Genomic DNA, 13409 nt, shown 5'->3' with positions numbered 1-13409 from the left:
AAAATGGCAAAAGGCAAGTTTGAACGTACCAAGCCGCACGTGAACGTCGGCACCATCGGTCACGTTGACCACGGCAAGACCACCCTGACGGCTGCGATCGCTACCGTTCTGGCAGCCAAGTTCGGCGGCGAAGCCAAGGCTTACGACCAGATCGACGCAGCGCCCGAAGAAAAGGCCCGCGGCATCACGATCAACACCGCCCACGTTGAATACGAAACCGCCAACCGCCACTACGCTCACGTGGACTGCCCCGGCCACGCTGACTATGTGAAGAACATGATCACCGGCGCTGCCCAGATGGACGGCGCTATCTTGGTGTGCTCGGCTGCTGACGGCCCGATGCCCCAAACCCGTGAACACATCCTGCTGTCCCGCCAAGTGGGCGTGCCTTACATCATCGTCTTCCTGAACAAGGCTGACCTGGTGGACGACGCTGAACTGCTGGAACTGGTCGAAATGGAAGTGCGCGAGCTGCTGTCCAAGTACGAATTCCCTGGCGACGACACCCCGATCATCAAGGGTTCGGCACGTCTGGCGCTGGACGGCGACAAGGGCGAACTGGGCGAGCAAGCCATCATGAAGCTGGCCGAAGCTCTGGACACCTACATCCCCACGCCTGAGCGCGCTGTGGACGGTGCTTTCCTGATGCCTGTGGAAGACGTGTTCTCGATCTCGGGTCGTGGCACTGTGGTGACCGGTCGTGTTGAGCGCGGCATCATCAAGGTCGGCGAAGAAATCGAAATCGTGGGTATCAAGCCCACCGTCAAGACCACCTGCACTGGCGTGGAAATGTTCCGCAAGCTGCTGGACCAAGGTCAGGCTGGCGACAACGTCGGCATCTTGCTGCGCGGTACCAAGCGTGAAGACGTCGAGCGCGGCCAAGTGCTGTGCAAGCCGGGCAGCGTCAAGCCGCACACCCACTTCACCGCAGAAATCTACGTTCTGTCGAAGGATGAAGGCGGCCGTCACACCCCGTTCTTCAACAACTACCGTCCTCAGTTCTACTTCCGCACGACCGACGTGACCGGCGCCATCGAGCTGCCGAAGGACAAGGAAATGGTCATGCCTGGCGACAACGTGTCGATCACTGTGAAGCTGATCAACCCCATCGCCATGGAAGAAGGTCTGCGTTTCGCCATCCGTGAAGGTGGCAAGACTGTGGGCGCCGGTGTGGTCGCCACCATCATCGAGTAATTGTCTCGGAGGGGTATAGCTCAATTGGCAGAGCGTCGGTCTCCAAAACCGAAGGTTGTAGGTTCGATTCCTACTGCCCCTGCCACCTGAAGGTGGCATCAAAAGCCCGTCAAGCCCTGACGGGCTTCTGTGTCTCAGGGCACACAACAAATTTGAAGCGGAATCCAGCCCATCATGGCAACTTCACAGGTTGAAACTGTCAACACAGGGGCCGACAAGGCCAAACTCGTGGCTGCAGGCGCATTGGTGCTTGCGGCCTTGGTGGCGTTCTATCTGCTGACTCAACAGGGCGCTTTGGCGCAATGGGCTGCGCTGATTGTGGGTCTGATTGCTGCGGGTGCTGTGTTCCTGACTTCGGAGTCGGGTCGGCAGTTGGTGGCATTTGGCCGTGAGGCTGTGCGTGAAGTGCGCAAGGTTGTCTGGCCTACCCGCAAAGAAGCCATTCAGATCACCGCCTATGTTTTTGGCTTTGTCGTGATCATGGCTTTGTTTCTGTGGTTCACCGACAAGACCCTTGAGTGGTTGTTTTACGACGTGATTCTGGGGTGGAAACGATAATGACTGACGCTGTTGACAATTCGGTGGCCCCAGCGGCTGCCACCCCCACAAATCCCGATCTGCGTTGGTATGTTGTCCATGCCTATTCGGGTATGGAAAAGGCTGTTGAGCGCAACATCACCGAACGCATCAATCGTGCTGGCATGCAGCACAAGTTCGGGCGCATTCTGGTCCCCACCGAAGAAGTGGTGGAAATGAAGAATGGCCAGCGCAAGACCACCGAGCGTCGCTTTTTCCCTGGCTACGTGCTGGTGGAGATGGTGATGGATGACGAATCCTGGCACTTGGTGAAGCACACCAACAAGGTCACTGGTTTTGTGGGGGGCGCCAAGAACCGTCCTGCACCGATCTCTGAAGAAGAAGTCCAGAAGATCGTCAGCCAGATGCAGGAAGGCACCGACAAGCCGCGTCACAAGGTCGAGTTTGTGGTCGGCGAGTTGGTTCGCGTCAAGGAAGGTCCTTTCACAGACTTCAATGGTTCTGTGGAAGAAGTGAACTACGAAAAGAGCAAGGTCCGCGTGTCTGTGACGATCTTCGGTCGCGCCACACCCGTCGAGCTCGAATTCACCCAGGTCGAAAAGACCTGAGTTTTTCCGGCTTGCCGGTTGTTGCGCCACCCGACTCGGCGCAGCGTCAAATCCAGAGTCGTTAACCCCGGGAAGCCATGTGCTGGTTGCTTGACCTGCATGGCGTTTGACCCGCAAGGAGTAAAGCATGGCGAAAAAAATCGTCGGTTTTGTGAAGCTGCAAGTGCCAGCTGGCAAGGCCAACCCGTCCCCCCCGATCGGCCCGGCACTGGGTCAGCGCGGCCTGAACATCATGGAGTTCTGCAAGGCGTTCAACGCCCAGACCCAAGGTGTTGAACCTGGTCTGCCGCTGCCCGTGGTCATCACCGCGTTCGCTGACAAGAGCTTCACCTTCATCATCAAGACGCCGCCCGCGACGACTCTGATCAAGAAGGCCATCAAGCTGGACAAGGGCTCTGCTCGTCCGCACAGCGACAAGGTTGGCAAGATCACTCGCGCTCAGCTCGAAGAAATCGCCAAGACCAAGATGAAGGACATGAACGCTGCCAGCGTTGATGCCGCAATTCGTACCATCGCTGGTTCCGCACGCTCCATGGGCGTGACGGTGGAGGGTCTGTGATGACTAAGCTCACCAAAAAAGCAAAAGCCCTGCAAGGCAAGGTCGACAGCAACAAGCTGTACGCCCTGAACGATGCCATCACCCTGGTGAAAGAGTTTGCGACTGCCAAGTTCGATGAGTCCATCGACGTGGCTGTGCAGCTCGGCATTGACGCGAAGAAGTCGGATCAAGTCGTTCGTGGCGCCGTGGTGCTGCCCAACGGTACCGGCAAGACCAAGCGCGTTGCTGTGTTCGCCCAAGGTGCCAAGGCTGAAGAAGCCAAGGCTGCCGGCGCTGACGTGGTCGGCATGGACGATCTGGCCGCCCAGGTGAAGGCTGGTGACATGCCTTTCGATATCGTGATCGCTGCTCCCGATGCCATGCGCATCGTGGGTACCCTGGGTCAGATCCTGGGCCCGCGCGGTTTGATGCCTAACCCCAAGGTGGGTACTGTGACCCCTGACGTCGCCACCGCCGTGCGCAACGCCAAGGCTGGTCAAGTGCAATTCCGCGTTGACAAGGCCGGTATCGTTCACTCCACCATCGGCCGTCGTTCGTTCGACACCGACAAGCTCCAGGGCAACCTGGCTGCTCTGGTGGATGCCCTGAACAAGGCCAAGCCGGCGACCAGCAAGGGTGTTTACCTGCGCAAGGTGGCTGTGTCGTCGACCATGGGCGTGGGCGTTCGCGTCGATACCCAAACCATCGCAGCTTAATCGCTTCGAGCAAGAAATCGTCAGAGGGCGCAAGTCCTCTGGTGTGGTGGGCCTGGGGTCTTGAAAGAGACCGCAGGGCCATCCAAGACCGCTGGTGTGGGAGCCGAAAGGCTATCACTTAATACCCGAGGGGCCAGCGCAGATGGCGATCCCGCTGCAGATGGAAATTTTCCAAAACAGTTGGTCGCTGCACTAAGGCGCGTCGAAGGAGTGATCCCGAGACGCATTTTGAAGGAGTAGACCTTGAGTCTGAATCGCAGTGAGAAAGAAGCGGTCATTTCCGAAGTGACCAGCCTCGCCGCTAAAGCTCAAACGCTCGTGATCGCGGAATACCGTGGCATCACGGTCGCTGACATGACCAAACTGCGCGTTGACGCTCGCAGCAAGGGTGTGAGCCTGAGTGTTCTGAAGAACACCCTGGCCCGCCGTGCTGTGGCTGGCAGCCAGTTTGATGTTGTCGCCGACCAGATGACCGGTCCGCTGATCTATGGCTTCTCCGAAGACGCTGTGGCCGCCGCTAAGGTGGTGGCCGATTTCGCGAAGACCAACGACAAGTTGGTGATTCGCGGCGGCGCTTTCGGAGGTAAAGCCCTGGATGTGAACGGCGTTAAGCAACTGGCCAACATTCCGTCGAAGGAAGTGTTGCTGGCCCAGTTGTGTGGCTTGCTGATGTCCCCCATCTCTCGCACCGCTGTGGTGTTGGGTGCTCTGGCGGCCAAAAAAGGCGAAGGCGCAACCGAAGAAGCTGCTGTGGCTGCCTAAGCCCACAGCAACCTTGAACCAATTGTTAGGAATTTAAAAATGGCATTCGATAAAGACGCATTTCTGACCGCTCTCGACAGCATGACGGTCCTCGAACTCAACGACCTGGTGAAGGCCATCGAAGAGAAGTTTGGCGTGAGCGCTGCCGCTATGGCCGCTCCTGCTGCTGGTGGCGGTGCTGCTGCTGCTGTTGCCGAAGAGAAGACCGAATTCAACGTCGTTCTGCTCGAAGCCGGCGCCAACAAGGTGTCCGTCATCAAGGCCGTGCGTGAAATCACCGGCCTGGGTCTGAAGGAAGCCAAGGACCTGGTCGACGGCGCTCCCAAGGCCGTCAAGGAAGGCATTGCCAAGGCTGACGCCGAAGCTGCCAAGAAGAAGCTGGAAGAAGCTGGCGCCAAGGTCGAACTCAAGTAATTGGGTCTCGCTCAGAGGCTGGAGTGCTCACAAAGGGCCTCCAGCCTTTGGTGCTTATAGGATGCGTCTCACAGAGCGCACCCAAAAGCTGCAAACTGGCAGCTTTTGAGTGTCTTCTGACCCCGACAGCAGAAGATGCCTTGGTCCGGGCGATGTGCAATGCATCGCCGTCAGCCATGGTTGGTAGTGGCCAACCGCCAAGCCCGCACGTGTGTGCCCAGCGTGCACCACCGTCCCGCGGGTCCAGTCGTCGAAGACCCAGGACTCATGTCTTTGCCCGGAGATTTCATGGCCTATTCATACACCGAACGCAAGCGAATCCGCAAAAGTTTCGGCAGCCGCGACAGCGTGCTCGAAGTGCCTTACCTGCTGCAGATGCAGAAGGATGCTTACACCGCATTCCTGCAGGCAGATGTTGCCCCCCAGAAACGCACCAACGAAGGTTTGCAGGCCGCTTTTCAGGCGGCCTTCCCCATCGTCTCGCACAACGGTTTCGTGGAGATGAAGTTTGTCGAGTACAACCTCGCCAAACCCGCGTTCGATGTTCGTGAATGCCAAACCCGCGGTTTGACCTTCGCCTCGGCAGTGCGCGCCAAAGTTCAGCTGATCATTTACGACCGCGAATCCTCCAGCGCCCAGTCCAAAGTGGTCAAGGAAGTGAAGGAGCAAGAGGTCTACATGGGCGAAGTGCCCCTGATGACCGACAAGGGCTCGTTCATCATCAACGGCACTGAGCGCGTGATCGTGTCCCAGTTGCACCGTTCGCCTGGCGTGTTCTTCGAACACGACAAGGGCAAGACCCACAGCTCGGGCAAGTTGCTGTTCTCGGCCCGCGTGATTCCTTACCGTGGCTCCTGGCTCGACTTCGAATTCGACCCCAAGGACCTGCTGTACTTCCGCGTCGACCGCCGCCGCAAGATGCCGGTCACGACCCTGCTCAAGGCCATCGGCCTGAACCCCGAGTCGATCCTGGCTAACTTCTTTGTCAACGACAACTTCCGCCTGATGGACAGCGGTGCACAGATGGAATTCGTGCCCGAACGCCTGCGTGGTGAGGTGGCTCGTTTTGACATCACCGACAAGTCCGGCAAGGTGGTCGTGGCCAAGGACAAGCGCATCACCGCGCGCCACACCCGCGAACTCGAGCAATCGGGCACCACCCACGTCAGCGTCCCCGAAGACTTCCTGATCGGCCGCGTTGTGGCTCGCAACATCGTTGACGGCGACACCGGTGAAATCCTGGCCAAGGCCAACGACGAACTGACCGAAGTGCTGCTCAAGAAGCTGCGCAGCGCCGGCATTCTCGATCTGCAGTGCATCTACACGAATGAACTGGACCAAGGTCCGTACATCTCGCAGACCCTGCGCACCGACGAAACCAATGACGAGTTCGCTGCCCGCGTGGCCATCTACCGCATGATGCGCCCCGGCGAGCCGCCGACCGAAGACGCTGTGCAGGCCCTGTTCCAGCGCCTGTTCTACAACCCCGACACCTACGACCTGTCGCGCGTCGGCCGCATGAAGTTCAACGCCAAGATCGGTCGCGAAGAGTCGACCGGTCCGATGGTGCTGACCAACGAAGACATCCTGGCTGTGGTCAAGATCCTGGTGGATCTGCGCAACGGCAACGGCGAAGTCGACGACATCGACCACTTGGGCAACCGCCGTGTGCGTTGCGTGGGCGAACTGGCTGAAAACCAGTACCGCACCGGTCTGGCTCGTATCGAGAAGGCTGTGAAGGAGCGTCTGGGCCAGGCTGAGCAAGAGCCGCTGATGCCGCACGACCTGATCAACTCCAAGCCGATTTCTGCGGCCCTCAAGGAGTTCTTCGGTGCCTCGCAGCTGTCGCAGTTCATGGACCAGACCAACCCGCTGGCCGAAATCACCCACAAGCGCCGCGTGTCGGCCCTTGGCCCGGGCGGTTTGACCCGCGAACGTGCCGGCTTCGAAGTGCGTGACGTGCACGTGACCCACTACGGCCGCGTCTGCCCGATTGAAACGCCTGAAGGCCCGAACATCGGTCTGATCAACTCGCTGGCTTTGTACGCCCGCCTGAACGAGTACGGCTTCATTGAAACCCCGTACCGCCGTGTGGTGGACGCCAAGGTGACCGACCAGATCGATTACCTGTCGGCCATCGAAGAAGGCAAGTACGTGATCGCCCAGGCCAACGCCACGCTGGACGCCGAAGGCCGTCTGACGGGTGACCTGGTGTCGGCCCGTGAGAAGGGTGAATCGACCTTGCTGAGCGCAGAGCGCGTGCAGTACATGGACGTGTCGCCTGCCCAGATCGTGTCGGTGGCTGCTTCGCTGGTTCCGTTCCTCGAGCACGACGATGCGAACCGCGCCTTGATGGGTGCCAACATGTCGCGTCAGGCCGTGCCGGTGCTGCGTCCCGAGAAGCCCATGGTGGGCACCGGGATCGAGCGCGTGGCCGCTGTCGACTCCGGCACCGTGGTCACCGCCACTCGTGGCGGCGTGGTGGACTACGTCGATGCCACCCGCATCGTGGTGCGTGTGAACGACGCCGAAGCTGTGGCCGGTGAAGTGGGCGTGGACATCTACAACCTCATCAAGTACCAGCGTTCCAACCAGAACACCAACATCCACCAGCGTCCCATCGTCAAGCGTGGTGACAAGCTGGCCAAGGGTGACGTGATTGCTGACGGCGCCTCGACCGACCTGGGTGAAATCGCCATCGGCCAGAACATGCTGATCGCCTTCATGCCCTGGAACGGCTACAACTTCGAAGACTCGATCCTGATCTCCGAACGCGTGGTGGCCGACGACCGCTACACCTCGATCCACATCGAGGAACTGGTGGTCATGGCCCGCGACACCAAGCTGGGTGCGGAAGAAATCACCCGCGACATCCCCAACCTGTCCGAGCAGCAGCTGAACCGCCTCGACGAGTCGGGCATCATCTATGTGGGCGCTGAAGTGCAACCCGGCGATGTGCTGGTGGGCAAGGTCACCCCCAAGGGTGAAACCACCCTCACGCCTGAAGAGAAGCTGCTGCGCGCCATCTTCGGCGAGAAGGCTTCCGACGTGAAGGACACCTCGCTGCGTGTGGATCAGGGCTCGCAAGGCACCGTGATCGACGTGCAGGTGTTCACCCGCGAAGGCATCACCCGCGACAAGCGCGCCCAACAGATCATCGACGATGAGCTCAAGCGCTTCCGCCTCGACCTGAACGACCAGCTGCGCATCGTCGAGGCCGACGCCTTCGACCGTATCGAGAAGCTGCTCACCGGTCGCGTCGCCAACGGCGGCCCGCAGAAGCTGGCCAAGGGCACCAAGCTCGACAAGGCCTACCTGAGCTCGGTCGAGAAGTTCCACTGGTTCGACATCCGTCCGGCTGAAGACGAAGTGGCCACCCAGCTCGAGTCCATCAAGAATTCGCTGGAACAGACCCGCCACAGCTTCGACCTGGCTTTTGAAGAAAAGCGCAAGAAGCTGACCCAGGGCGACGAGCTGCCCGCTGGCGTGCTGAAGATGGTCAAGGTGTACCTGGCCGTCAAGCGTCGCCTGCAGCCTGGTGACAAGATGGCCGGCCGTCACGGTAACAAGGGTGTGGTGTCCAAGATCGTTCCGGTCGAAGACATGCCCTACATGGCCGACGGCACCCCTGCCGACATCGTTCTGAACCCGCTGGGCGTGCCTTCGCGGATGAACGTGGGTCAGGTGCTGGAAGTCCACCTGGGCTGGGCCGGCAAGGGCATTGGCCAGCGCATCGGCAACATGCTGCAGGCTGAAAGCCGTCTGGCTGAACTGCGCAAGTTCTTCGAAGAGCTGTACAACGCACACGGCCGCAAGGAAGACCTGTCCCAACTCAGCGACGAAGACGTCATCGAGATGGCCGAGAACCTCAAGACGGGCGTGCCTTTCGCCAGCCCGGTGTTCGACGGTGCCGCTGAAGAAGACATCCGCGCCATGCTGAAGCTGGCCTACCCGGACGACATCGCTGCCGCCAAGGGTCTGACCGCTGCCCGCACCCAGGCCAACCTGATCGACGGCCGCACGGGTGAACCGTTCGAGCGTCCGACCACCATCGGCTACATGCACTTCTTGAAGCTGCACCACTTGGTCGACGACAAGATGCACGCCCGTTCCACCGGCCCGTACTCCCTGGTCACGCAGCAACCGCTGGGCGGCAAGGCCCAGTTCGGTGGTCAGCGTTTCGGGGAAATGGAAGTGTGGGCGCTGGAAGCTTACGGCGCCGCCTACGTTCTGCAGGAAATGCTCACCGTCAAGTCCGACGACGTGCAAGGCCGTACCAAGGTGTACGAAAGCATCGTCAAGGGCGAACACGCCATCGAAGCCGGCATGCCGGAATCGTTCAATGTGCTGGTCAAGGAAATCCGTTCCCTGGGCCTGGACATCGAACTCGAACGTTCTTAATTTGAAAAGGAAAGAGTCACATGAAATCGCTACTCGACCTGTTCAAGCAATTCACGCCCGATGAGCATTTCGATGCCATCCGCATCGGCATGGCCTCGCCTGAGAAGATCCGTTCCTGGTCTTTCGGTGAAGTGAAGAAGCCCGAGACCATCAACTACCGGACCTTCAAGCCCGAGCGTGACGGCCTGTTCTGCGCCAAGATCTTCGGCCCCATCAAGGACTACGAGTGCCTGTGCGGCAAGTACAAGCGCCTCAAGCACCGCGGTGTGATCTGCGAGAAGTGCGGCGTTGAAGTCACCCAGACCAAGGTGCGTCGTGAACGCATGGGTCACATCGACCTGGCCGCTCCTTGCGCCCACATCTGGTTCCTGAAGTCGCTGCCTTCGCGTCTGGGCCTGGTGCTCGACATGACGCTGCGCGACATCGAACGCGTGCTGTACTTCGAAGCCTACGTGGTGACCGACCCCGGCATGACCCCGCTGAAGAAGTTCAGCATCATGTCCGAGGACGACTACGACGCCAAGCGCAAGGAATACGGCGATGAATTCATCGCCAAGATGGGCGCTGAAGGCATCAAGGATCTGCTGGAGGCGATCGACATCGACACCGAGATCGAACGTCTGCGCGGCGACCTGACCGGCTCTGAAGTCAAGGTCAAGAAGAACGCCAAGCGCCTCAAGGTGCTCGAAGCCTTCAAGAAGTCGGGCATCAAGCCCGAGTGGATGGTGCTCGAAGTGCTGCCCGTGCTGCCGCCGGACCTGCGTCCGCTGGTGCCGCTGGATGGCGGCCGCTTCGCCACCTCCGACCTGAACGACCTGTACCGCCGCGTCATCAACCGCAACAGCCGTCTGCGTCGCCTGCTGGAGTTGAAGGCCCCTGAAATCATCGCCCGCAACGAAAAGCGGATGCTGCAGGAAGCCGTCGACTCGCTGCTCGACAACGGCCGCCGCGGCAAGGCCATGACCGGTGCCAACAAGCGTGCTCTCAAGTCGCTGGCCGACATGATCAAGGGCAAGAGCGGTCGTTTCCGTCAGAACTTGCTGGGCAAGCGCGTCGACTACTCGGGTCGTTCGGTGATTACCGTGGGCCCGACCCTGAAGCTGCACCAGTGCGGTCTGCCCAAGCTGATGGCGCTGGAACTGTTCAAGCCCTTCATCTTCTCGCGCCTCGAGGCGATGGGCATTGCCACCACCATCAAGGCAGCCAAGAAGGAAGTTGAATCCGGCACCCCGGTGGTGTGGGACATCCTTGAAGAAGTCATCAAGGAACACCCGATCATGCTCAACCGTGCGCCTACGCTGCACCGTCTGGGCATCCAGGCCTTCGAACCCATCCTGATCGAAGGCAAGGCCATCCAACTGCACCCGCTGGTTTGCGCGGCCTTCAACGCCGACTTCGACGGTGACCAGATGGCTGTTCACGTGCCGCTGTCGGTGGAAGCCCAGATGGAAGCCCGCACGCTGATGCTGGCCTCCAACAACGTGCTGTTCCCGGCCTCTGGCGAACCCTCGATCGTGCCCTCGCAAGACGTGGTGCTGGGTCTGTACTACACGACCCGTGACCGCATCAACGCCAAGGGCGAAGGTCTGGTGTTCTCCGATGTGCCCGAAGTGCAACGCGCTTTCGATGCCGGCCAGGTCGAGCTGACCGCCCGCGTCACCGTGCGTATCACCGAGTGGAACAAGGACAAGGCCACCGGCGAATTCGTGCCTGACACCAAGCTGGTGGAAACCACCGCCGGCCGCGCTCTGCTGTCCGAGATCCTGCCCAAGGGCCTGCCTTTTGCCAACATCAACAAGGCGCTCAAGAAGAAGGAAATCTCGAAGCTGATCAACGTCTCCTTCCGCAAGTGCGGTCTCAAGGAAACGGTGGTCTTCGCCGACAAGCTGCTGCAAAACGGTTTCCGTCTGGCCACCCGTGCCGGCATCTCGATCTGCATCGACGACATGCTGGTGCCGCCGGAGAAGCAAGGCATCATCGAGCGCTCCGAGCGCGAGGTGAAGGAAATCGAACAGCAGTACGTCTCCGGTCTCGTGACCGCTGGCGAACGCTACAACAAGGTGGTGGACATCTGGGGCAAGTCGGGTGACGAAGTCTCCAAGGTCATGATGGCCCAGTTGGCCAAGCAAAAGACCATCGACCGCCACGGCAATGAAGTCGATCAGGAATCGTTCAACTCGATTTACATGATGGCCGACTCCGGCGCCCGCGGTTCTGCCGCCCAGATCCGTCAGCTCGCAGGGATGCGGGGCCTGATGGCCAAGCCTGACGGCTCCATCATCGAGACCCCCATCACGGCGAACTTCCGTGAAGGTCTGAACGTGTTGCAGTACTTCATCTCCACCCACGGTGCCCGTAAGGGTCTGGCGGATACGGCGCTGAAGACGGCCAACTCGGGTTACCTGACCCGTCGTCTGGTCGACGTGACGCAGGATCTGGTGGTCACCGAAGACGATTGCGGCACCACCAATGGCTCGCTGATGCGCGCCATCGTCGAAGGCGGTGAAGTGATCGAATCGCTGCGCGACCGTATCCTGGGCCGCACCGCTGCCGAAGACGTGCTGCACCCGGAAACCCGCGCTGTGCTGGCCGTGGCCGGCAGCATGCTGGACGAAGACCTGATCGAAGACCTCGAAGCCGCTGGCGTCGACGAAGTGAAGGTCCGCACCGCACTGATCTGCGAAACCCGCTATGGTCTGTGCGCCCGTTGCTACGGTCGCGACTTGGGTCGCGGCGGTCTGATCAACCTCGGCGAAGCCGTGGGTGTGATCGCTGCCCAGTCCATCGGTGAGCCGGGTACCCAGCTGACCATGCGTACCTTCCACATCGGTGGTGCCGCTTCGCGTGCTGCCATCGCCTCCAGCGTGGAAGCCAAGTCCAACGGCATCATCGGCTTCAATGCCACGATGCGCTACGTGAGCAACACCAAGGGCGAACTGGTGGTGATTGCACGTTCGGGTGAAATCATCATCCAGGACGAGCATGGCCGCGAACGCGAACGCCACAAGGTGCCTTACGGTGCGACCCTGACGGTGAAGGCCGACCAGACCATCAAGGCTGGCACCATCCTCGCCAACTGGGATCCGCTGACTCGCCCGATCATCACCGAGTTCGCCGGCCAGGTGAAGTTCGAGAACGTCGAAGAAGGTCTGACCGTTGCCAAGCAGGTCGACGAAGTGACCGGTCTGTCCACCTTGGTGGTGATCGATCCCAAGCGTCGTGGCTCGGCCAAGGTGGTGCGTCCGCAGGTCAAGCTGATCGACGCCCAAGGCCAGGAAGTCAAGATCCCGGGTACCGATCACTCGGTGACCATCGGCTTCCAGGTCGGCGCTCTGATCCAGGTGCGCGACGGCCAGGACGTGGGCCCTGGCGAAGTGCTGGCCCGTATCCCAATCGAAGGTCAGAAGACCCGCGACATTACCGGCGGTCTGCCGCGTGTGGCCGAGCTCTTCGAAGCCCGTACGCCGAAGGACAAGGGCACCCTGGCCGAAATGACCGGTACCGTGTCGTTCGGCAAGGAAACCAAGGGCAAGGTCCGCCTGCAGATCACCGATCCGGAAGGCCGTGTGTTCGAAGAACTCGTGCCCAAGGAAAAGAACATCCTGGTGCACGAAGGCCAGGTGGTCAACAAGGGCGAATCGATTGTGGACGGCCCGGCCGACCCGCAAGACATCCTGCGCCTGCTGGGCATGGAAGAGCTGGCCCGCTACATCGTCGACGAAGTGCAGGACGTGTACCGCTTGCAAGGCGTGAAGATCAACGACAAGCACATTGAAGTGATCGTTCGCCAGATGCTGCGTCGTGTGGTGGTCGAGAACACCGGCGAGTCGAACTACATCGCTGGCGAGCAAGTCGAGCGCTCGGAGATCCTCAACACCAATGAGGCCCTGCAGCGCGACAACAAGGTGCCTGCCACCTACAGCAACCTGTTGCTGGGCATCACCAAGGCCTCGCTGTCGACCGACTCCTTCATCTCGGCCGCGTCGTTCCAGGAAACGACCCGCGTGCTCACCGAGGCTGCCATCATGGGCAAGCGCGACGAGCTGCGTGGCCTGAAGGAAAACGTCATCGTGGGTCGCCTGATCCCGGCCGGTACCGGTCTGGCCTACCACCAGGCCCGCAAGGCCAAGGACGCCATGGACGAAGCCGAGCGCCGAGCCATCGCCGAAGCCGAAGCCGCCGACCTGGCTGCCAGCCAGGACGCCAGCGCCGAAGCCGAGGGTGCTGCCTCGGAGTAAT

9 protein-coding genes and 1 tRNA gene are annotated in these 13409 nt (G+C 60.4%); all 10 read left to right on the top strand.

Annotated elements, in window-relative coordinates; genetic code table 11:
- The first annotated feature begins 3 nt into the window (after positions 1-3).
- The 10 genes from tuf to rpoC all read left to right on the top strand — a co-directional run bounded on the left by tuf (position 4) and on the right by rpoC (position 13408).
- Entirely contained in the window at positions 4-1194 is a 1191-nt protein-coding gene (tuf, locus tag F624_RS0129560) for an elongation factor Tu (RefSeq protein WP_019577995.1), read from the top strand.
- A 9-nt stretch (positions 1195-1203) separates the two neighbouring features.
- Positions 1204-1279, top strand: a tRNA-Trp gene (locus F624_RS0129555).
- 89 nt (positions 1280-1368) lie between these two features.
- On the top strand, positions 1369-1752 hold the full coding sequence (secE, locus tag F624_RS0129550; protein ID WP_019577994.1) for a preprotein translocase subunit SecE: 384 nt from the start codon (positions 1369-1371) through the stop codon (positions 1750-1752).
- Positions 1752-2339 carry a transcription termination/antitermination protein NusG gene (nusG, locus tag F624_RS0129545; protein ID WP_031256727.1) on the top strand — a complete coding sequence of 196 codons (588 nt, stop codon included), beginning with the start codon at positions 1752-1754 and terminating at the stop codon, positions 2337-2339. The genes secE and nusG overlap by 1 nt, the downstream gene beginning before the upstream one ends.
- Before the next feature lie 127 nt (positions 2340-2466).
- Entirely contained in the window at positions 2467-2898 is a 432-nt protein-coding gene (gene rplK / locus F624_RS0129540) for a 50S ribosomal protein L11 (protein ID WP_019577992.1), read from the top strand.
- Positions 2898-3593 carry a 50S ribosomal protein L1 gene (gene rplA / locus F624_RS0129535; protein ID WP_019577991.1) on the top strand — a complete coding sequence of 232 codons (696 nt, stop codon included), beginning with the start codon at positions 2898-2900 and terminating at the stop codon, positions 3591-3593. Before rplK ends, rplA begins: the two co-directional genes overlap by 1 nt.
- Positions 3594-3836: 243 nt before the next feature.
- Complete coding sequence (rplJ, locus tag F624_RS0129525; RefSeq protein ID WP_019577990.1) at positions 3837-4355, top strand: 50S ribosomal protein L10; 519 nt, start codon at positions 3837-3839, stop codon at positions 4353-4355.
- Positions 4356-4394: 39 nt separating this feature from the next.
- Positions 4395-4769 carry a 50S ribosomal protein L7/L12 gene (gene rplL / locus F624_RS0129520; protein WP_019577989.1) on the top strand — a complete coding sequence of 125 codons (375 nt, stop codon included), beginning with the start codon at positions 4395-4397 and terminating at the stop codon, positions 4767-4769.
- Between the two features lie 288 nt (positions 4770-5057).
- Positions 5058-9170 carry a DNA-directed RNA polymerase subunit beta gene (gene rpoB, locus F624_RS0129515; protein ID WP_019577988.1) on the top strand — a complete coding sequence of 1371 codons (4113 nt, stop codon included), beginning with the start codon at positions 5058-5060 and terminating at the stop codon, positions 9168-9170.
- 20 nt (positions 9171-9190) lie between these two features.
- Positions 9191-13408: a DNA-directed RNA polymerase subunit beta' gene (gene rpoC / locus F624_RS0129510; RefSeq protein ID WP_019577987.1), complete on the top strand. Its 4218-nt coding sequence runs from the start codon at positions 9191-9193 to the stop codon at positions 13406-13408.
- The last annotated feature ends 1 nt before the right edge of the window (position 13409 follow it).

The sequence above is a fragment of the Curvibacter lanceolatus ATCC 14669 genome, from assembly GCF_000381265.1.
Classification (GTDB): Bacteria; Pseudomonadota; Gammaproteobacteria; order Burkholderiales; family Burkholderiaceae_C; genus Curvibacter; species Curvibacter lanceolatus.
The sequence above is the reverse complement of the archived record's forward strand: the minus strand, read 5'-3'. Positions and strand labels throughout refer to the sequence as shown.